The sequence below is a fragment of the Brevundimonas sp. LF-1 genome (genome assembly GCF_037055305.1).
In the GTDB taxonomy this organism is placed as follows: Bacteria; Pseudomonadota; Alphaproteobacteria; order Caulobacterales; family Caulobacteraceae; genus Brevundimonas; species Brevundimonas sanguinis.
In genome coordinates this window covers 130,497-150,994 of the sequence record NZ_CP146349.1, presented here as the reverse complement: position 1 = coordinate 150,994, position 20,498 = coordinate 130,497, and the positions used below count along the sequence as shown (strand labels likewise).

The window sequence follows — 20,498 nt, the reverse complement described above, 5'->3', positions numbered from 1 at the left end:
TCGCGATCAGCGCGCCCGGATCAACGGGTCGATGGCCGCCGACAGGGCCTGAAGCGAATGGTCTTCGATCCGCTTGCCGTTGACGAAGAAGGAGGGGTCCCGGTCACGCCGGCGGCCACGGCGCCCTCGACCTCGGCCTGCAGGGCCTGGCCGACGGCGGGGTCCTTGAGGCAAGCCTCGATCTGCTCCTGAGTGCGGCCGCTGGCGGCGATGGCGGCCGCGAACCAGTCGCGCGCGTCGCCCTTTTCGAAGGCGGCGGCCTGACCGCTCATGAAGGCGCGGGCCACGTCGAAAAAGCGGCCCGGCGCGGCGCATCGCCCGATGCCCGCCGCCGTCGAGGCGATCTGGGCCGGGGCCGTCGGCATGTCGCGGAACACCAGCCGAACCTTGCCGGTGTCGATATAGCGAGCCTTGAATTGGGGCAGGACCTCATTGGTCCAGTCGGCGCAGTGATTGCAGGTGAAGGAAGCGTATTCGATCACCGTCACGGGGGCGTCGGCGCGGCCCATGATGCGGTCCGCCGCCGTCACGGCCGGGACTGCCGTCGGAGCTGAGCTTGAGGATGCGGCGGACTTGCGGACCAGGTCCAGTGCGGCGGCCGGAGCGGCGCTCAGGCCGACAATCGCCAAAGCCGAAATAAGGGTCAGGATGCGACGGGTCATGAGGCGCTTTATAGCAGGGGATCGATGTGGGCTGACAGGCCTGCCAGCGATTTGTCGTTCACGATCTGGCCGTTGACCATGAAGGTCGGGGTGCCGGTCACGCCCGCCGCCGAGGCCTGCCCGATCCGCTGTTCCAAGGCGGCGATGGCGGCCTTGTCCGAGGTGCAGGTCTTGAACTGCGCCTCGCTGAGCCCGGCGGCCTGCGCTGTGCGCAGCAGGACGTCGCGCGGGGCGGCGCCGCCGTGCATTTCGGCCTGTGACCGCATCAGATGGTCGATCACCTCGAAATATTTGTCCTCACCGGCGCAGCGGGCGATCAGAAATCCCGCGACGGCCACGTCCTGAGGGTGCGTCGGGAATTCGCGGAAGACGAAGCGGACCTTTTGGGTGTCGACGTATTTGGCCTTGAAATCAGGCCAGACCTGCTCGTTCCAGGCGGCGCACCCGGCGCAGGTGGTCGAGGCGTATTCGACCACCGTGACCTTGGCGCCCTCGGCGGCGCCGATCGCCATGTCGCCCTCGGCCGCCGCCCTGCCGCCGCCGCCCTGGCCGCAGGCGGACAGGATCAGGGCCATGACCGCCATGCCGACGACCGTTGAACGCTTCATCATGTCCGCCCCCCTCCGTTTGGACGTTTACTTCGCCAGCGCCGCGTCGATGGCTTCGGACAGGCCGGACAGGGAACTGTCGGCCACGTTCACGCCGTTGACGGTGAAGTAGGGCGTGCCGTTCACGCCGGCGCTGATACCGGCCTGAATGCGTTTCTCCATGGCTTCGATGGCGGCCTTGTCGCGGATGCAGTCGTTGATCTGCTGCTCGCTGAGGCCCGCCGCCTGGCCGGCGCGGAACAGGGTGGTGCGCGGCGCCACGCCCGCCAGCCATTCCTTCTGGCTGGCCATGATGTCGTGAACGACGTCGAAATACTTGTCGGGACCAGCGCAGCGAGCGATCAGGAAGCCGGCGACGGCGATGTCCTGCGGCGGCGTCGGGAATTCGCGGAAGACGAAGCGAACCTTCTTGTTGTCGACGTATTTCTTCTTGAACTCGGGATAGACTTCCTCATTCCAGACGGCGCAGTGGCCGCAGGTGATCGAGGCGTACTCCACCACGGTGACCTTGGCGCCTTCGGGCGCGCCCTGCGCCATGTCGCCTGCGACTTCGCCGCCTGCGCCGCCGCCCGAACACCCGGCCAGCACGGCCATCGAGGCCAGGGCGGCGGCGGACAGGGCGGCGCGGCGGCTCATGGCGGCGTATTTGAAGGTCGGGGCCATTGGAGGTCCTTGTCAGAAATGAGAGGCGGAACCGTCGCGCGATTCTCGCGCGCGAGCGAAAACGTCTGCATGTCGAGAACGCTGGCAGCGAGGATTTGTCAACGTCACTCTTCGCGCGGAGGCTGCGACAGCACGGCGCGGCCCAGCTTTCCCAGCGCCGCCTTCAGCCCGTCGGGGGCCGCCTCGACCGAGGCGTTCAGTTCCGCTTCCATCGCGGCGGGCAGGGGGGCAGGACGGCGCGGCCCCGCGGACGGGGCTTGGCGCCAGAGGCTGGCAAGGGCTTCACCGGGCCTTGGGCGATGCGCAGTTTTTCGACCGAGCCCGCCCCCAGAAACAGGTTCACCCGCTGGATGATGTCCGCCGACTGGTGCTGGACCAGCAGGGCGGCGGGCCCGGCGACGCGCAGCTCCAGCGTGCCGCCGGCGTTGCCGCGCCCCTTGGTCAGCTTCTGCGGGCGGGTGACGCGGGCCAGCCGCTCGCCCACGATCTCGACCCAGCGCGGCTCCAGGGCCGAGGCGCCGCGCCCGAACTGGGCGTCCAGCTTCTTGATCAGCGGCGCCAGCGACCGGCCTGCCGGAGGCGGCGGTCGCAAGGCCGGGCGCGTCCGGCGCCGAGCCAGGATTTCGCGGGCTTCGCTTTCGGTGGGCAGGGGACGACGCATTCGTCCTATATAACCTGAGCGATGACCGACGTCCCCTCTCTCCGCGCCGCCCTGCTCGATTGGTACGACGCCCATGCGCGCAGCCTGCCGTGGCGCGCGCCGCCGGGGGCGCAGGCGAAGACCGACCCCTATCGCGTCTGGCTGTCCGAGGTGATGCTGCAGCAGACGACAGTCCCGCACGCCGCGCCCTATTTCGAGCGCTTCACCACCCGCTGGCCGACGGTGGCCGACCTGGCGGCCGTCGAGGACGCCGAGCTGATGGCCGCCTGGGCGGGGCTGGGCTACTACGCCCGGGCGCGAAACCTTCTGGCCTGCGCCCGCGCCGTGACGGCCGAACACGGCGGCGTCTTTCCGCGGACCGAGGCCGAGCTTCTGGCCCTGCCGGGGTGGGCGCCTATACCGCCGCCGCCGTGGCCGCTATCGCCTTCGATCAGCCCGCCAACGTCGTCGACGGCAATGTCGAGCGGGTGATGAGCCGCCTGTTCGCGCTGGAGACGCCCTTGCCCGCCGCGCGGCCCGAACTGCGGCGGCTGGCGGCCCTGTTCGTGGACGAGCACCGGCCGGGCGACTGGGCGCAGGCGCTGATGGACCTGGGCTCGGGCGTCTGTCGGCCCCGGTCGCCGCTGTGCGATCAGTGTCCGCTCGCCTTTGGCTGCGAGGCGCTGAAGACGGGAACGCCCGAGCGCTATCCGTTGAAGACGAAGAAGGCCGAGCGGCCTCATCGGCGCGGCCACGCCTATGTGCTGACGGATGGTGCGGGACGGGTCGCACTGGTCCGGCGGCCGGACAAGGGTCTGCTGGGCGGGATGGCCGGCCTGCCGACCTCGGACTGGAGCGCGACGCCGGCGTTCGCCCCGCCGGTCGATGCGGACTGGCGCGCAGCTGGATCGATCGAGCATGTCTTCACCCACTTCAGCCTGACGCTGGAGGTGCATGTGGCGACGGGCGAGGGCGATTTCTCATGGACCCCGGCGGACGAGGCGGCCAAAGCCCTGCCGACCGTGTTCAGGAAGGCGCTGGAGCGGGGGCTTGGATCTGCTTGAGGGTTTGAGGCGCAGAGCCGTCGACGCAACCAACCCTTCTCCCCTTGTGGGAGAAGGTGGCTCGCGCAGCGAGACGGATGAGGGGTGTGTCCGCTCCGGCGTCTAGCTGCACACCTGCCGAAGTCACAAAGTTCAAGCCTAGCGCCGACACCCCTCATCCGAGCGCCTTGCGGCGCCCACCTTCTCCCACACGGGGAGAAGGAAAAGCGGATCCAGGCCTTAACCCGTCGCTCTCAGATTCACCGTCCCGCTGCGTTCGCGCGGCATGACCACCACATGGCCGTTCAGGCGCTGGAAGTGCAGGTCGATCACGCCGTCGCCGACCTTCAGCCGGGTGATCGACAGTCGATCGAGCCCGGCGGGCAGGGCGGGATTGTTGACCTCGACCAGACCCTCCGCGGCGTCGATGTTCAGGCCCAGCACCGCCTGCATCATCAGGAAGACCGACCCGGCCGCCCAGGCCTGCGGCAGGCAGGCGACCGGATAGGCGATCGGCGGCTCGCCCGTTTCGCGCACGAAGCCGCAGAACAGTTCGGGCAGGCGCATCTGGAAATGGGCGGCCGAGCCATAGATCTCGCCCAGCAGCATGGCCACCGCATGCCGCTCGCCGTAACGGGCCATGCCGGCTGCCGCCAGGGCCGTGTCGTGCGGCCAGACCGAGCCGTTATGATAGCTCATCGGGTTGAAGCGGGCCTGCCCCTTGGCCAGGGTCCGCAGGCCCCAGCCTGAGCGGAACTCGGCCGTCAGCATCCGCCGCGTCACCCGACGCGCCCGCTCATGCGAAGGCAGTCCCGTGAACAGCAGGTGCCCGGCGTTGGAGCCGATGGCGCGGCACTGCTCGCCGTCGCCGTCCAGGGCGATGGCGTAGAAGCCCTCGTCCTCCATCCAGTAGCGCTCCTCGACCAGGGCGCGCAGCGTCTCGGCGCGGCTCGCCCATTCGTCGGCGCGGCCGTCGCCCAGGACGGCGCCCATTTCGGCCAGCGCCTTCCAGGCGGCGAAGGCGTAGCCCTGGACTTCCAGCAGGGCGATCGGTCCCTTGGGAAAGCGGCCGTCGGCGTGGAAGATGGAGTCCTCGGAATCCTTCCAGCCTTGGTTCGACAGCCCGGTGTCGGCCGCGCGGGCGTAGTCGATCAGACCGTCGCCGTTGCTGTCGCCATAGTCCTTCATCCAGCCCGCGGCCGCGATCAGATTGGGCCACAGGGCGCGGATCGTCTCATAATCGTTGGTGCGCTTGGCGTAGGCGCCGGCCAGGGCGATAAACAGGCAGGTGGTGTCGACCCCGCCATAGTAGAGGCCGAACGGCACCTCTCCCAGCACGCTCATCTCGCCGCCGCGCGTCTCGTGCATGATCTTGCCGGGGGCGGAGTCCATGAAGGCGTTGGTCTCGGTCGCCTGACGCGAGGCCAGATAGGTCAGCACCCCCTTGGCCAGGCCGGGGTCGATCCACAGCATCTGCCAGGCGGTGATGATGCCGTCGCGCCCGAAGGGGTCGAGAACCACGGCGTCCCCGCATAGGGATAGGGGCCGGTCGGCAGGTCGGTGACCAGCAGGGCGATATCGGCGCGCGACTGCCGCAGCCAGTCGTTGAAGCCCTGGTTGCGTCCGCCCTCGACGATGGCGCCGCGCCGCAGTCGCCGCCGCATGGCCAGCCGCGCCAGGATGGAGTGCCAGCGCCAGCGCTCCTCGTCCGGCTGGTCGCAGGCGTCCAGGCCGCATTCGACGAACAGGTCCAGGCTGCGGCCGCGCGGCAGGCTGAACATGAACTCGGCGCGCGTGGCGCTGAGGCGGGCGGGCGGCTCGGAAAAGGCCAGGCAGCTGGTGCGCTTCACCCCGTCCAGGCCGGTGTAGCTGAAGGTCACGCGCCGCCCGTCGATCACCGGCGGATGGATTTCGCCCTGCTGGGGCCGCACCGTGCCGCGCACCTGGAAGATGTCCGCGAAGTCGGCGTCAAATTCGAACGTCAGCGGCAGCAGGATGTCCTCGACGCCGTGGTTGACCATCCGCACCCGTTCGAACAGCCGCCGGTCCCAGATGAAGCGCCGTCGTTCCAGATGCAGCACGCCCGCCGGCGCTGATCGCCCGCCCATCGGCGGCAAAGGCCGATTGGTGGAGTGGCAGGTGAAGAAGACATTGTCCTTGGTCACGCCCGAGCTGAGGCGGGACGGCCGCGCCCGCCCGACGGTCAGGGCAAAGCGCGACAGCAGCCGGGTATCCTTGTCGAACAGGCCGTCGGCGCCCGCCTTCACATCTCCCCAGTGATCGGCCACCAGGAAGGTGTCGCCGTCCTTGAGGGCCATCAAGGTCTCAAGGCCGTCCTGATCGTTGGTGTCGGCGGCCGTGACCTGGGTCGAATAGGCGTCGTCCATCAGCGTCTCCGCTTGCGGCTGGCTCCCCTGCGCAGCTGATAGGCGAACGGTCGGGAACGGGGTTCAGTTCAGACGAAAACAGCGTTCGCCCTCGGCCGGGGCCTCTAGGCCAGAGCGGCGAAGCTGCGCTCTTCCTCGATCGGCCGCATCGGCGCTGCAAACGGACGCCGCGCCAGCAGGTCGGCGTAGACGTCCAGATAGCGCCGCGCCATGGCGGTCGCCGAAAAGCGCAGATCAAAGCGGGCCCGGATGGCTTCCCTGTCCAGCCGGTGCGCATGGGCGGCGGCGGCGACCGCCTCTTCCATCGTGGACACGAGGAAGCCGGTGGCTCCCTCCTCAATGATTTCAGGCGTGGACCCGCAGGCGAAGGCCACGACCGGCGTGCCGCAGGCCATGGCCTCGATCATCACCAGGCCGAAGGGCTCGGGCCAGTCGATGGGGAACAGCAGGGCCTCCGCGCCGCCCAGGAAGGCTGATTTGTCCGCATCGCCGATCTCGCCGACGAACTCGACCAGAGGGTTGTTTCGCACCAGCGGCTCGATGACGGTCTCCCAGTAGACGCGGTCAGCGGCGTCTACCTTGGCGGCGATCTTGAGGGGCTTGTTCAGCCGGGTCGCGATCTCAATGGCCCGGTCCGGACGCTTCTCAGGCGAGATGCGGCCCAGGAAGGCCAGATAGCCCTGCGACTGGGGGAGAACCGGTAGAGATCGCCCGGCATGCCGTGATGCACGGTGGCGCGCCAGTTCGCGTGGGGCAGGGGGCGACGCTGATCGTCCGAGATCGACACCAGGCCGAACTCGGGCCAGCGCGTATAGACGGGCGCCAGATCCTTGACATCAAGCCGGCCGTGAAGCGTCGTCACCGTCTTGTCGGCCCACCCCTGGAAAAAGGGAAGTGGATCATGTCGGTGTGGAAATGAATGACGTCGAACTGGTCGGCGCTGTCCAGCACCTCGGCCAACTGGCTCATGTGCGCGGCGAGATCAGATTTCAGCGGCGCGGGGTCCAGGCGGATGGCCTGGTCGCGGACCGGCACCAACCGTGCGCGGGTGCGGGCGTCGGCGCTGGCGAACAGGGTGACGTCGTGGCCGAGATCGACAAGGGCGTCGGTCAGATGCGCGACCACGCGCTCCGTGCCGCCGTAAAGCCGGGGCGGCACGGCCTCATACAAAGGCGTGACTTGAGCAATTTTCATGACAGGCTCCTGCGCCCGCGCGATACGCGGCGCCGAAACCTCAATCCGCCCGGCCAAGCCGGGTTCCAGCGTTGCCGGAACGATATTATTCAATCGCGCCTGTGAGTTAGGCGAAGAGCGAGATCGCGCCCTACTGCATCCCGGCCCGGATCTCGGCGCGCAGGGCGTCGATGGGGCGAAGTCCCGTGTCCGTCTTAAAGCGCCAGTAGGTCCAGCCGTTGCACGCCGGGGCGTTTTCCAGGAGGGCGCCCAGCTTGTGGATCGAGCCGGTCAGGGCGCCGGACACCAGGGAGCCGTCGGCGCGCACCCGCGCCTCGCGCTCGCCCTTGGGGCAGTAGAGCTTGTCGCCGGGAGCCAGCAGGCCCGCCTCGACCAGGGCGCCGAACGGGACCTTGGGCTCGGCCTTCTTGGAGCCGGTGACGACCAGGTCTTCCGGCGCGGCCGGGATGACGGCCTTGATGCGCTTCTCGGCCAGCTTGGCGTAGGTCTCGTCGCGCTCGATGCCGATGAAATGACGGCCCAGGCGCTTGGCCGCCGCGCCCGTCGTGCCGGTGCCGAAGAAGGGGTCGAGCACCACGTCGCCGACGCGGCTGGCCGACAGCAGCACCCGGTGCAGTAGCGCCTCCGGCTTCTGGGTCGGGTGAGCCTTGGCGCCGTCCTCGTCCTTCAGCCGCTCGTGGCCGGTGCACAGGGCCAGCGTCCAGTCCGAGCGCATCTGGGTGTCTTCGTTGAAGGCCTTCAGCGCGTCATAGTTGAAGGTGTAGCGCTTCTGCTCGCGCGACTTGGCGGCCCAGATCAGGGTCTCATGGGCGTTGGTGAAGCGCGTGCCCTTGAAGTTCGGCATTGGGTTGGACTTGCGCCAGATGATGTCGTTCAGCACCCAGAACCCCAGGTCCTGCATCGCCGCGCCCAGGCGGAAGATGTTGTGATAGCTGCCGATGACCCACAGCGAGCCCTCGTCCTTCAGCACCCGGCGGCATTCGCCCAGCCAGGCGCGGGTGAAGGCGTCATAGGCGGCGAAGCTTTCGAACTTGTCCCAGTCGTCGTCGACCGCGTCGACCTTGGAGTTGTCGGGACGCAGCAGGTCGCCGCCCAGTTGCAGGTTATAGGGCGGGTCGGCGAAGACCATGTCCACCGACTTGTCCGGCAGGCCTTTCAGCACCTCGATGCAGTCGCCACGCAGGATGACGTCGGTCTTCAACTCGGACATGGAAAAGCGGCCCCGGACAGATGAGGCGCTTATGGTGAATCCTTACGGTTAAGGCGGAGTAACCAAGATTCAGAACAGGCGAAGGAAATGGGGCGGCGCTCGGCGGCCGCCCCACCTCTCGTCGTCAGGCCAGGGTGCGGACCTTGGGTTCGCGGTCCCACTGACGGGTGGCTGCGGGCTTGATGAAGCCGTCGGCCCCGTTCGACAGATCGACCACGCCGGCGTCGGCCTCGACCCCCGCCTTGTCGAGCAGGGGTTGGGCTTCGGGCGTATGACCGATGGCCTTCAGGTGCCCAAAGGCGTCCTTGGCGAAGTCGACGGCCGCTCCTTCGGTCAGCAACTGCTCGCAGCCGTCGGCCGACAGCACCAGGGCGACCGCGTCGAACAGCACCGAGGGCGCGCCCGCCAACTGATGATCCGCCGTCAGCGTCGAGCCGTCCTTCAGCTTGGCCCCGCCGCGCTTGGGCGCGATGATCTCGACGGCCGCGCCGGCCGCCTTGGCCGCTTCCTGCACCGCCTTGACCACGGCCCCGTCGGCCCCGTCGGTGACCAGCACGCCGACCTTGCGCCCTTTCAGGCTGTCCGGGTATTTGCCGATCAGACGCACGGCGGGCGACGGGTCCAGGTCGATCGGCTCGGCCGCCGCCGGGGTCTTTTCGGGCAGGGCCATGCCCAGGCCGTCGGCGACCCGTTTGGCGAGGTCTTCATCGACGTTGCGCAGATTGCCCATCACGCGGTTGCGGACGTGCTCCAGCGAGACCTTCGACAGTTCGAACACGATGGCCGAGGCCAGGTGAGCCTGTTCCGGCGCGGCCAGGCTGGCGAAGAACAGCCGCGGCTGGCTGTAGTGGTCGGCGAAGGTCTCGGAGCGCAGCCGCACCTTCTCCTTCTCCACCGGCTCGCGGAAGCTGGTGAAGCCGCCCTTGGCGTCGGCGCGGGGGCCGCCTTCCTCTCCGGCCTGAGCCAGGCTGTTGGGCTCATAGTTGGCGCGGCCGGTCGGGACGCGGGTCTGCATATGGCCGTCGCGCTGGAAGTTCTGGAAGGGGCAGCCCTTGGCCTGGTTGATCGGAATCTGGTGGAAGTTCACCGTGCCTAGCCGCGACAGCTGGGTGTCCTGATAGGAGAACAGCCGGCCCTGCAGCAGCGGGTCGTCCGAGAAGTCGATGCCTGGCACGATGTTGGTCGGCAGGAAGGCGGCCTGTTCCGTTTCGGCGAAGAAGTTGTCGGGGTTCCGGTTCAACGTCATGCGGCCGATGACCTTCAGCGGATGGACTTCCTCGGGGATGATCTTAGTCGCATCCAGGATGTCGAAGGGCAGGGCGTCGGCTTCGGCCTGGGTCAGCACCTGCACCGCGAAGTCCCACTGCGGGAAGTCTCCCTGGTCGATGGCGTCGAACAGGTCGCGGCGGTGGAAGTCGGGATCCGCCCCGGCGATCTTCACTGCCTCGTCCCAGCAGGTCGCCTGCGTCCCCAGCTTGGGCCGCCAGTGGAATTTGACGAAGTGCGATTCGCCCTTGGCGTTGACCAGGCGGAAGGTGTTGACGCCGAACCCTTCCATCATGCGCAGGGAGCGCGGGATGGCCCTATCCGACATGGCCCACATCACCGTGTGGGTGGTCTCGGGCATCAGGCCGACGAAGTCCCAGAAGGTGTCGTGGGCGGACGCGGCCTGCGGATAGCCGCGATCCGCCTCCATCTTCACGGCGTGGATCAAGTCGGGGAACTTGATCGCGTCCTGGATGAAGAAGACCGGGATGTTGTTGCCCACCAGGTCCCAGTTCCCCTCCTTGGTGTAGAACTTGACCGCAAAGCCGCGCACGTCGCGCGGGGTGTCGATCGAACCGGCGCCGCCCGCCACGGTCGAGAAGCGGGCGAACAGTTCCGTTTTCTCGCCGACCTCCGTCAGGATCTTGGCCGTGGTGTATTGTTCGAGGCTCTCGGTCAGCTCGAACACGCCGTGCGCGGCCGAGCCGCGCGCGTGGACGATGCGCTCGGGGATGCGCTCGTGGTCGAAATGCTGGATCTTCTCGCGCAGGATGAAGTCTTCGAGCAGCGTCGGTCCGCGCGGACCCGCCTTCAGCGAGTTCTGATTGTCGCTGATCGGCGTCCCATGGTTTGTGGTCAGCCGCGTCTCGGGGGTCGAGGCCTGCTGATGCAACTCCCCGCCTTGGCCGATGATGTCTTGGTTTGTCGAATTCTCGGGCACCGCGTCGCTCCTCCTGGCCGTCATGGCGAGCAACGAACGTTCGGTCTGCGCAATTGGGTGCGGGGTTCAGCCGATTTTACATATAATGCCGCGCAGGCGCCTGGGGCGTCTTCGCAGTCGGCGACGGTGCGGCTATGAGGCGTGCATGATCCGTCGTCTTCGCCCCGTTCCGTTCGCCCTTGGGCCTGTCCACTTCGTCGGCATCGGCGGCATCGGCATGAGCGGCATCGCCGAGATCATGCTGAAGATCGGCTATCAGGTGCAGGGCTCGGACGCCAAGGCCAGCGCCAACACCGAGCGGCTGGAGAAGCTGGGCGCCCGCATCTACATCGGCCACGACGCCGCCCATGTGAGCGAGGGCGTCTCGGCGGTGGTCTATTCCACGGCGGTCAAGGCGGCGAACCCCGAACTGGTCGTGGCGCGCGAACGCCGCATTCCTCTGGTCCGTCGGGCCGAGATGCTGGCGGAACTGATGCGGCTGCAATTCTCCATCGGCGTCGGCGGCACCCACGGCAAGACGACGACGACCTCCATGGTCGCGGCCCTGCTGGACGCGGGTGCGCTGGACCCGACGGTGGTCAACGGCGGCATCATCAACGCCTACGGCACCAACGCCAAGGTCGGCGACGGCGACTGGATGGTGGTTGAGGCGGACGAGAGCGACGGCTCCTTCCTGCGCCTGAAATGCACCGTGGCGATCATCACCAACATCGACCCGGAGCACCTGGACCACTACGGCGACTTCGACGCGGTGAAGAAGGCCTTCTGCGACTTCATCGAGGACATTCCCTTCTACGGCTTCGGCGTGGTCTGCCTCGATCACCCCGAGGTGCAGAAGCTGGCGGCCCGGATCGACAACCGCCGTCTGGTCACCTACGGCCTCAATCCGCAGGCCATGGTGCGCGCTGACAATGTGCGGATGGACCCGGACGGCTCGCGCTTCGACGTGGTGATTCAGGGGCAGGGCATGGCGGCTCTGGACGAACCGGCGCGCATCGAGAACCTGCACCTGCCGATGGCGGGCTGGCACAATGTCTCCAACGCCCTGGCCGCCATCGCCGTGGCGCGCGAGATCGGGGTGGACGACGAGTCCATCCGCGCGGGTCTGGCGGGCTTCGGCGGGGTCAAACGGCGCTTCACCACCACGGGCGTCGCCCACGGGGTGCGCGTGATCGACGACTACGGCCACCACCCGGTCGAGATCGCCGCCGTGCTGAAGGCCGCGCGCCAGGTGGTGCATAACGCCGACAATCCCGGCCGCGTCATCGCCGTGGTCCAGCCGCACCGCTACACCCGCCTGCGCGACCTGATGGAGGAGTTCTCCACCTGCTTCTCGGACGCGGACAGCGTTCTGGTGGCCGACGTCTATCCGGCGGGCGAGCAGCCGATCGAGGGCGTCGACAAGCACGCCTTGGTCGAGGGCGTGCGCCGCTACGGCCATCTCCACGTCGCTGCGCTGGAGAACGCCGCGGCCCTGCCGCGCGTCATCCGCGAAGAGGCGAAGCCGGGCGATCTGGTCGTCCTGCTCGGAGCCGGCGACATCACCAGCTGGGCCTACGCCCTGCCGGCGCAGCTGGAGGCGCTGGGCTGAGCCTTTCCATCATCCGCTCATCCCCGCGGAGGCGGGGACCCAGTGCTTTGGCTGCAGGCGGCGACGCTCGGGGTCTTGCGCAGGTTGTCATGAGCGGGCATCGCAGCAGCTCTTACTGGGTCCCCGCCTCCGCGGGGATGAGCGGAAATAATGATGCCTTGGCGCGATAATCTCCCCGCCGTGCGCGGCAAGCTGCTGCTGAACGAGCCGCTGGGGCCTTACACCTGGTTCCGTGTGGGCGGCGCGGCGGACGCCCTGTTCATCCCGGCCGACGCCGATGATCTGGCCGATTTCCTGAAGGCCCTGCCCGAAAGCGTGCCCGTCACGGTGATCGGCGTCGGCTCCAACCTGATCGTGCGGGACCGGGGGGTCGAGGGCGTGGTGATCCGTCTGGCGGGCCGCGCCTGGGGGCAGGTGACGACCGACGGCGACACCGTCACGGCGGGCGCCGGGGCGCTGGACAGCATGGTGGCGCGCGCCTCGGCCAAGGCGGGCATCGCCGGGCTGGAGTTCTATGCGGGCATCCCCGGCTCCATCGGCGGCGCCCTGACCATGAATGCGGGCTGCTACGGCTCGGAAACCAAGGACGTGCTGGTGTCCGCCTGGGGGCTGAACCGCAGGGGCGAGCGGGTCGAACTGTCCCTGGCCGACTTCGGCTACGCCTACCGCCACTCGAACGCGCCGCCCGACATCATCTGGATCGAGGCGACCTACCGCGGCACGCCCGACGCGCCCGAGGCCGTCGCCGCCCGCATCCAGGAGATCACCGAGCGGCGCGAGAAGACCCAGCCGATCCGCGAGAAAACAGGCGGCTCGACCTTCAAGAATCCGGACGGCCATTCTTCGTGGAAGCTGGTCGACGACGCGGGCTGGCGCGGCAAGCTGCACGCCGTGACCGGAGGCGGCGCCAAGTTCAGCGAGTTGCACTCCAACTTCATGATCAACCCCGGCGAGGCGACCGCCGCCGACATCGAAGGCCTGGGCGAAGCCGTCCGCGCCGACGTGCTGGAAAAGACCGGCGTGCAGCTGAACTGGGAAATCAGGCGGATCGGGCGTCCGTAATCCTTCTCCCCTTGTGGGAGAAGGTGGCCCTTCAGGGCCGGGTGAGGGGTGTCGGCGCGACAGTTCCTGATTTCCAGCCGCTCACCCAGCGCCGTCGCACCCCTCATCCGTCAGGCTCCGCCTGCCACCTTCTCCCACAAGGGGAGAAGGAAAATGGTGACGAATTTCCTTCCACGACCCCGTATCGTTTCCAACCGGTTAACCGTATTCAGGGCATAGGGGCGGGCTAGTCTTCGGATGTTGCCATGCGTGCGCCCCTGAACACCCTCCATGTCGCTGTCCTGATGGGCGGCCTGTCGTCGGAACGCGAGGTGTCGCTGTCCTCGGGTCGCGGCTGCGCGGACGCCCTGGAAGGGCAGGCGGCCAAGGTCACACGCGTCGACGCCGGGCGCGATCTGGCCCAGGTGCTGACAGCGCTGAAGCCCGACGTCGTCTTCAACGCCCTGCACGGCAAATGGGGCGAAGACGGCTGCGTCCAGGGCATCCTTGAGACGCTGAAGATCCCCTACACCCACTCCGGCGTCTTGGCCTCGGCCCTGGCGATGGACAAGGACAAGTCCAAGGCCGTGCTGCGCGCCGCGGGCGTCATCGTGCCGGGCGGGGGCCTGTTCGATCGGCATGAGGTCGCCAGCCGCCACGTCATCGACCCGCCCTATGTGGTCAAGCCGAACGCAGAGGGCTCCTCGGTCGGGGTGTTCCTGGTGCGCGAGGGCGCCAACCGTCCGGTGGCCGAGGTCGGCGCCGATGACTGGGCCTATGGCGATCAGGTCATGGTCGAGCCCTTCATCGCCGGCAAGGAGCTGGCGGTCACCGTCCTGGGCGAGGCGACCGGTCCGCGCGCCCTGACCATCACCGACATCACCCCGACCAAGGGCTTCTACGACTACGAAGCCAAATACGCCGAGGGAGGCTCCACGCACGTCCTGCCCGCCGAGCTGCCGCCGCACGTCTTTGACAAGGCTTTACGCCAGGCCGAGCTGGCTCACGCAGCCATGGGTTGCCGAGGGGTTTCCCGAGCCGACTTCCGTTATGACGATGTTAACGACGTTCTCGTTCTGTTGGAGATCAACACCCAGCCCGGCATGACCTCGACCTCGCTCGCTCCCGAGCAAGCGGCCTATGTCGGGATGGATTATCGCGAACTGGTTCGTTGGATGGTGGAGGACGCCTTATGCCCGCGGTAGTGCGCGGCGGTCGGCGACAGTCTTCGGGCAAGGGCGGCGCGCGCGGCGCTCCCCTAGCCGCGCGGCCGCGATCGGCCGGCTGGACATGTCGCCTCGCGTGGTGGCGGCGACCCTGGTGGTGGGCGTCGGCATCGTCGCGGCCGTGCTGGCCACCGGCGCGCGCGCCGAGCGCATCTCGACGGCCGCCACCGAGCGCTTTGACGCCGTGACGACCGGCATGGGTCTGAAGGTGCGCCAGGTTCACGTCACCGGCGCCTCGCCCGAGGCCGCCGCCGCCGTGCGCGCCGCCGTCGGCGTCCATGCCGATCAGCCTATCGTCAGCCTGGACCTGGCCGCCGTGCGCGACCGGGTGCAGACCGTCGGCTGGGTCAAGGAGGCGCGCGTGGTGCGCCTGTTGCCCGACACCCTGATCGTGGACGTCAAGGAACACGACCGCCTCGCCGTCTGGCAGGTCGGCGGCAAGGCTCACGTCATCGATGCGCAGGGCCTTGTCATCGAGGGCGCCGACGCGGGCCGTTATCCGCGCCTGCCCCTGGTGGTGGGCAAGGGCGCCGACCAGGCCGCTTCCGACGTCCTGCCCCTCCTGGCCCAGCGCCCGCGCCTGATGGCCAAGGTCGACGCCCTGGTCCGCGTGGACGAGCGCCGCTGGGATCTGCGCCTCAAGGACGGCGCACTGATCCAGCTGCCCGCCGTGGATCAGAATCCGCCCTCATCCGCCTCGACGCCCTGGACCAGCGCGAACGCCTGCTGGACCTGGGCTTCGCCCGCATCGACCTTCGCACGCCGGAAGAAGTGGCCGTCCGCCCTTCCGAAGGCGCCGTTTAACTCTCTGACCTCTTAGGACACGACCCCATGGTTGGACGCAGCCGAGACATGAAGCCGGAACAGGGCAGGGGCGCGCCGCGCGCGCCGGTCGTGGCCGCGCTCGATCTCGGCCAGTCCAAGGTCGCCTGCTTCATCATGAAGCCCGACGGGGTGCGCCACGCCGACCGCACCATCCGCGTCGCCGGCGCCGGCCACGTCCAGTCGCGCGGCGTCAAGGGCGGGGCCATCGTCAACATGGACGAAACCGCGCAGGCCATCGGCCACGCCGTCGAACGCGCCGAGCGCGCGGCCGGAGCGCCAGTCTCCGGCGTCGTCGTCACCACGGCCATCGGCCAGATGGCCAGCCACCGGGTGCAGGCTCGCGTCTCGCTCGGCTCCCATCCGATCAGCGACGCCGACCTGGCCCGCGCCATCGGCATGGCCCTGGCCCAGATCGCCTGCCGAACCGGCGCCCGATCCACGTCCTGCCCATCGCCTGGTCGGTGGACGGGGCGCGCGGCGTCCATGACCCGCGCTCAATGCGCGGCGGCTCGCTGGGGCTCGACCTGCTGGTCGTCTCCATGTCCGAGGGCTCGTTCAACGCCCTCAGCCACTGCCTCGAACTGGCCCATCTCGACCTTCAGGGCGTGGCCGCCGCGCCCGTCGTCTCATCCCTCGCCGCGCTGGAAGAAGATGAGATGGAGCTGGGCGCCCTGTGCATCGACATGGGCGGCGGCTCGACCTCGGCGGCGGTCTGGGGCGGGCGCTCCCTGCTGCATATCGAAAGCCTGAACGTCGGCGGCGACCATGTGACCGCCGACATCGCGCGCGGCCTGTCGACCTCGCGCGTCGGCGCCGAGCGTCTCAAGACCCTGCACGGCTCCGCCATGGCCAGCGCCAACGAAGACCGCGAAATGCTGGAGGCCCCGCCGCGCGGCGAGGACGCCTCGGCCGGCCCGGTCATCGTCCCGCGCGCCATGCTCAAGACCGTCATCGCCCCGCGCGTCGAAGAGACGCTGGAGCTGCTGCGCGACCGCCTGAAACACGCCGGCATGGGCCTGGAGCCCGGCGCGGGCCTGGTCCTGACCGGCGGCGCCAGCCAGCTGAACGGCGTGCGCGAACTGGCCGTGCGCGTCTTTGACCGCCCCGTGCGCCTGGGCCGCCCGCAACGCGCGCCCCACCTGGCCGACGCCGCCGCTGGCCCGGCCTTCTGCTCGGCCGCCGGCGTCCTTCTTCGCGCCGCCTACGGCCCGCGCGAGGCGGTCTCCGCCCGCAAGCTGATGTCCCGCCAGATCACCGCCGCCGACGCGCCCAAGGTGCACCGCGGCGGCATGGTGGCGCGTGCGGCCGGGTGGCTGCGAGACAACCTGTAGGGCGTAGATCCAGCCGCGCGGAATACGCTGCTGCGACGTTTCGAGTTCTAGCGCCGCCGCATATGTGCAGCCAGGGCTCCACCACGAGCCGGGTTTCGCGCCGACTTCAGCGAAGCTCTGCGGCGCGGCGCTTGAATCAACCCCGAAAATAGAAGTTCGCTGAGCGGCAGTGGGCGCGACTCGTGCGCTCCCAACTGAGGCGGGGTTGTGGCCGTATTGTTACACGAACGACGTTTATCGGCCCCATTCGAGACACAAAGCTTGCTTGGCCGGCGCTATTGGTTAGACCCAAGCTAACAAGGTCCTTTAGTTCGCTTCGGGCGCTTTGAGTTTAACAAGGTTGGGGCACATCCAATGCAAATGAACCGCAGACATCTTTTTGGGACGACCGTCCTTGCGGGCGTCGTGGCGCTTTCCGCGCCGGCGCTGGCGCAGTCGACGCAGCCTGATGAGCAGGTGTCCCAGGTCGAAGAGATTGTCGTCACGGGCTCGCGTATCCGCCGCGATCCGACCACCTCGCCGACTCCGCTGATCCAAGTTCAGCGCGAGCAGCTGCTGGAAAGCGGCCAGTCGACCATGATCGACTACCTGGCCACTATTCCTGCTCTGTCGAACTCGGTGGTGCCCTCTGATACGACGGGCTCCGGTCTGGGCGATGGCGGCCTGTCGCTGCCGAACCTGCGTTCGCTCGGTTCGGGCCGCACCTTGACCCTCGTTGACGGTCGCCGGCATGTCGGCTCCAACGGCGGTTCTCTGGCGGTCGACGTTGACACCATCCCGCGCCTTCTGATTCAGAACATCGAGATCATCACCGGCGGCGCTGCGTCCGTTTACGGCGCTGATGCCGTGTCGGGCGTGCTGAACTTCAATCTTCGCAAAGACTACGAAGGGGCCGAGATCGACGCCAACTACGGCATGATCAACGATGGCGGCGAGGCGAACCAACGCGTCTCTGCGCTGATCGGCAAAAACTTCTTCGACGACCGCCTGAACGTCTATGCGTTTGGCGAGTACGAGAAGGCGGACGAAGTACGCGCAGCGGACGTGGACTGGCTCCGTGGCTCGACAGCGCTCGTTTCGACCGACGCCGACCCGGTGGCGCGACCCTTCGACGGTGTCATCGATTCTACCCTGTTCTCCAACCTTCGCACCATGCAACGGCTGCGCTGGGGCGTCGTGAACCTGGCCAACAACCGCGCCGCCAGCCCCACCAATGACCCGGACACGAGCTATTTCAGCTGCGGCGTTGTGGGCTCCGCCGTGCCGACGGCGAACTACAACAACACCAACTGCACCCAGCTCGCTCAGGGCAAGTCCTGGGTGTTCAACGGCGATGGCTCGGCGAGGCTTGCGGACTTCGGAACGCGCGTCGGGACGGGTCTGTCGCCAGTCTACAACGTCGGCGGCGATGGCGAACTGGCCTCGGAATACGCCAACTACACCTTCTTCCCGCGGTCCGAAGCGAAGCGGTTCCAGGTTGGGGCCAACTTCCGTTTGACGGAAAGCATCCTGGCTCGGTTCGAAGCGAAGCGCGTCGAGGAAGAGACCTTTGACGAAGGGCAACCCACCTTCTTCGACATCTTCATCTCAGACCGCACGGCCGCTAACCGGCTGTCGACCATCCGCGCGACCAGCGCCTTCGACATTCGTCTGAGCGACAACGCCTTCATCCCGGAAAATCTGCGGCAGGCGATCCTCAACAACCGGATCGACATCTATTCGCAGCCCACCGCCACGGAACCGGGTCAACTGCTCGGCACTGCGGCGGCGCCCTACGCCCGCTCGGCGCTGCGCGGCCCGGATCGCAGCCAGCTCAACACGCGCGATTTGACGCGTTATGTGGCCTCGGTGGAAGGGCGCTTCGACAACTTCCTGTTCGTCAAGGACGGTAGCTGGGACATCGGCTACACCTACGGCGAGGTCGAGGTCGCAAACCGTGAACGCGGCGTCGATGTCGAGCGCATGGCGTTCGCGGCGGACGCCGTGCGTGACACGGCGGGGCTGCTCGGCGCGCCGGGCGGTATTGTCTGCCGCTCGACCTTGCTCGCCAAGCAGGGCGTCCCGATGGGACAACTCGGCGACCTGGTGCGTGGCGGTGACGTTCGCAGCTCCGAAGCCGGTCGCGCTGCAATCGAGCAGTGCAAGCCGTTGAATATCTTCGGTGTTGGCCAGCAGAGCCAGGAAGCTCTGGACTACCTCTACGCTGAAGTCGGCACGACCGATCGTAATGAGCAGGAGCAACTGCTGGGCTCGTTCTCGGGCCAGTTGTGGGACTTCTGGGGCGCTGGCCGCATCGGCATGGCCATCGGCGCCGAGCATCGGCGTGAATTCACCGAAGGCACGGGCCGCGATCGTGAGTTCGGTGACCGTCTGTTGTTCCTGAACAGCGGTCCTGATCAGGAGCCGGTGGAATACGAGAGCGACGAGATCTTCGGCGAAATCTCCATCCCCCTGTTCCGCGACAGCTTCCTTGGCCAATTTGCCGAGCTGAGCGGTTCGTACCGTTACTTCGATTACAGCCATATCGGCACGGGTGACGTCTATGGCGTCAACCTCGTCTATCGTCCCATCCAGGACATCGCCTTCAAGACGAGCTTCAATACCTCTCTGCGCGCTCCGACCCTGTCGGAAGTGTATGGTCCTTTTTCGCAGACGTTCTCGTTCTTTGGTTCGAACGATCCCTGCACCACGTCCAACATCAATGCCGCCGCGAATGCGGAGTATCGTGCGAACCGGATCAAGAACTGTACCGCTCTGGCCGCTCAGCAGGGTCTCACGTTCGACTTCGCCGGTGACACGCCGGGAACCACCGACGATTTCGGTCGCCTTTACTCCACGTCCAGCATCTCTGGCGTGAGTGGCGGGAACCCGAACCTGGAACCCGAAGAGTCCGACTCGTTCACCTTCTCGGTCGTGCTCCAGCCGCGCTTCATTCCGAACTTCAGCCTCGTTCTCGACTATTACGAGATCGAACTGACCAACGTCATCGCCTCCGTGTCGGCGCAGACGCTGGCTGAAAACTGCGTCAACGGGCCGACGCTCAATGAGGAGCTTGCTCGTTCATCTTCCGCAACAATCCTGATGTCCCGTTTGGGGTTGGCGCGCCCAGCAGCGATCCGGTCGGCGGTTACATCGAAAGCTCGATCAACTACGCCAAGCGCACCACGCGCGGTCTGGACTTCACGGCCAACTATTCGGTCGACATGGAAGAGATGTTCGGCTTGAACGTGGGTCGACTGGACTACCGTTTGGGCGGGACCTGGTTGATCGAGCAGAAGCAGTTCAACAACTCCCAAGATCCCAACGACTATACGGGCCTGGATTCGACGCTGCGGTATCCTCGCGTTCGCATGACGTCGTCGCTGACGTATCGTCCGACCTCCAAGTGGAGCCTGAACTGGACGATGGACTGGCAGACGGCCCAGGACATCTCGCAGATGCGTACTTTCGTGGCGAATGCGGACGCGCGACTGGTGCAGTATATGAACACTGGCAACTTCGCCCGTCATGACTTCACGGTTCGCTACAACGTTACGGAGGACGTCTCGATCCGCGCAGGCGTCACCAACGCGTTTGATGCCGAGCAGGCTAAGTGGCTGGGCTTCACCATGTACCCGAACTTCGATCCGTGGGGCACGCGCTACCACATCGGGGTGAACTGGAAGGCGTGGTAACAACGACTAGTTACTGAAGCTAAGCGGAGGGCGGCTCAATCGAGCCGCCCTTTCGTTGTAATGCCGGCGGTATTTTGTGGCTAAGCTAGGGAAATCGCCTGCCATTTCCTCCGACTCACGCTACCGAGGGTAACTCTTCGTTAACTCAGACAGGGTTTTCCTTAACGCGCTCATAACCAATGCGATTCGGCGGGGAT

Annotated in this window: 12 protein-coding genes and 4 pseudogenes; 8 read left to right on the top strand and 8 right to left on the bottom strand. The window is 67.3% G+C overall.

What is annotated here, in order from left to right:
• Positions 1–20 precede the first annotated feature (20 nt).
• From V8F63_RS00805 to V8F63_RS00790, 4 genes are all read right to left on the bottom strand, one after another.
• Complete coding sequence (locus V8F63_RS00805; protein ID WP_392354210.1) at positions 21–662, bottom strand: thioredoxin domain-containing protein; 642 nt, start codon at positions 660–662, stop codon at positions 21–23.
• Between the two features lie 8 nt (positions 663–670).
• Positions 671–1,273, bottom strand: a complete 603-nt coding sequence (locus tag V8F63_RS00800; protein WP_134581459.1) for a DsbA family protein — start codon at positions 1,271–1,273, stop codon at positions 671–673.
• A gap of 24 nt (positions 1,274–1,297) precedes the next feature.
• Positions 1,298–1,933: a thioredoxin domain-containing protein gene (locus V8F63_RS00795; protein WP_392354209.1), complete on the bottom strand. Its 636-nt coding sequence runs from the start codon at positions 1,931–1,933 to the stop codon at positions 1,298–1,300.
• 196 nt (positions 1,934–2,129) lie between these two features.
• Complete coding sequence (locus tag V8F63_RS00790) at positions 2,130–2,594, bottom strand: DciA family protein (protein WP_392354208.1); 465 nt, start codon at positions 2,592–2,594, stop codon at positions 2,130–2,132.
• Between the two features lie 21 nt (positions 2,595–2,615).
• Here V8F63_RS00790 and mutY point away from each other — a divergent pair.
• Positions 2,616–3,637 (top strand): annotated as a pseudogene (gene mutY, locus V8F63_RS00785) (A/G-specific adenine glycosylase).
• Positions 3,638–3,856: 219 nt separating this feature from the next.
• Here the strand turns inward: mutY and V8F63_RS00780 are convergent.
• The 4 genes and pseudogenes from V8F63_RS00780 to V8F63_RS00765 form a co-directional block, all read right to left on the bottom strand.
• A pseudogene (locus tag V8F63_RS00780) lies at positions 3,857–6,003 on the bottom strand (amylo-alpha-1,6-glucosidase).
• 104 nt (positions 6,004–6,107) lie between these two features.
• Positions 6,108–7,197 (bottom strand): annotated as a pseudogene (locus tag V8F63_RS00775) (glycosyltransferase family 4 protein).
• A 130-nt stretch (positions 7,198–7,327) separates the two neighbouring features.
• On the bottom strand, positions 7,328–8,407 hold the full coding sequence (locus tag V8F63_RS00770; protein ID WP_278069581.1) for a site-specific DNA-methyltransferase: 1,080 nt from the start codon (positions 8,405–8,407) through the stop codon (positions 7,328–7,330).
• Positions 8,408–8,531: 124 nt separating this feature from the next.
• Positions 8,532–10,613, bottom strand: a complete 2,082-nt coding sequence (locus V8F63_RS00765) for a catalase (RefSeq protein ID WP_392354207.1) — start codon at positions 10,611–10,613, stop codon at positions 8,532–8,534.
• Between the two features lie 145 nt (positions 10,614–10,758).
• On the opposite strand from V8F63_RS00765, the gene murC reads away from it, so the two are divergent.
• The 7 genes and pseudogenes from murC to V8F63_RS00730 all read left to right on the top strand — a co-directional run bounded on the left by murC (position 10,759) and on the right by V8F63_RS00730 (position 20,301).
• A complete protein-coding gene (gene murC, locus V8F63_RS00760; RefSeq protein WP_392354206.1) occupies positions 10,759–12,204 on the top strand; it encodes a UDP-N-acetylmuramate--L-alanine ligase in 1,446 nt (481 codons plus the stop codon).
• A 153-nt stretch (positions 12,205–12,357) separates the two neighbouring features.
• On the top strand, positions 12,358–13,266 hold the full coding sequence (murB, locus tag V8F63_RS00755; RefSeq protein WP_392355003.1) for a UDP-N-acetylmuramate dehydrogenase: 909 nt from the start codon (positions 12,358–12,360) through the stop codon (positions 13,264–13,266).
• 245 nt (positions 13,267–13,511) lie between these two features.
• Positions 13,512–14,450: a D-alanine--D-alanine ligase gene (locus V8F63_RS00750; protein ID WP_227157940.1), complete on the top strand. Its 939-nt coding sequence runs from the start codon at positions 13,512–13,514 to the stop codon at positions 14,448–14,450.
• Between the two features lie 85 nt (positions 14,451–14,535).
• Positions 14,536–15,291: an FtsQ-type POTRA domain-containing protein gene (locus V8F63_RS00745; RefSeq protein ID WP_392354205.1), complete on the top strand. Its 756-nt coding sequence runs from the start codon at positions 14,536–14,538 to the stop codon at positions 15,289–15,291.
• A gap of 32 nt (positions 15,292–15,323) precedes the next feature.
• Positions 15,324–16,627, top strand: a pseudogene (gene ftsA / locus V8F63_RS00740) (cell division protein FtsA).
• 354 nt (positions 16,628–16,981) lie between these two features.
• On the top strand, positions 16,982–19,852 hold the full coding sequence (locus tag V8F63_RS00735) for a TonB-dependent receptor (protein ID WP_392354204.1): 2,871 nt from the start codon (positions 16,982–16,984) through the stop codon (positions 19,850–19,852).
• Entirely contained in the window at positions 19,759–20,301 is a 543-nt protein-coding gene (locus V8F63_RS00730) for a TonB-dependent receptor (RefSeq protein WP_392355002.1), read from the top strand. The genes V8F63_RS00735 and V8F63_RS00730 overlap by 94 nt, the downstream gene beginning before the upstream one ends.
• The last annotated feature ends 197 nt before the right edge of the window (positions 20,302–20,498 follow it).

Coding starts and splice junctions, on each gene's coding strand:
- V8F63_RS00805 (WP_392354210.1), bottom strand. CDS start 662: ATGACCCGTCGCATCCTGACCCTTATTTCGGCTTTGGCGATTGTCGGC.
- V8F63_RS00800 (WP_134581459.1), bottom strand. CDS start 1,273: ATGATGAAGCGTTCAACGGTCGTCGGCATGGCGGTCATGGCCCTGATC.
- V8F63_RS00795 (WP_392354209.1), bottom strand. CDS start 1,933: ATGGCCCCGACCTTCAAATACGCCGCCATGAGCCGCCGCGCCGCCCTG.
- V8F63_RS00790 (WP_392354208.1), bottom strand. CDS start 2,594: ATGCGTCGTCCCCTGCCCACCGAAAGCGAAGCCCGCGAAATCCTGGCT.
- V8F63_RS00770 (WP_278069581.1), bottom strand. CDS start 8,407: ATGTCCGAGTTGAAGACCGACGTCATCCTGCGTGGCGACTGCATCGAG.
- murC (WP_392354206.1), top strand. CDS start 10,759: ATGATCCGTCGTCTTCGCCCCGTTCCGTTCGCCCTTGGGCCTGTCCAC.
- murB (WP_392355003.1), top strand. CDS start 12,358: ATGCCTTGGCGCGATAATCTCCCCGCCGTGCGCGGCAAGCTGCTGCTG.
- V8F63_RS00750 (WP_227157940.1), top strand. CDS start 13,512: ATGCGTGCGCCCCTGAACACCCTCCATGTCGCTGTCCTGATGGGCGGC.
- V8F63_RS00745 (WP_392354205.1), top strand. CDS start 14,536: ATGTCGCCTCGCGTGGTGGCGGCGACCCTGGTGGTGGGCGTCGGCATC.
- V8F63_RS00735 (WP_392354204.1), top strand. CDS start 16,982: ATGCAAATGAACCGCAGACATCTTTTTGGGACGACCGTCCTTGCGGGC.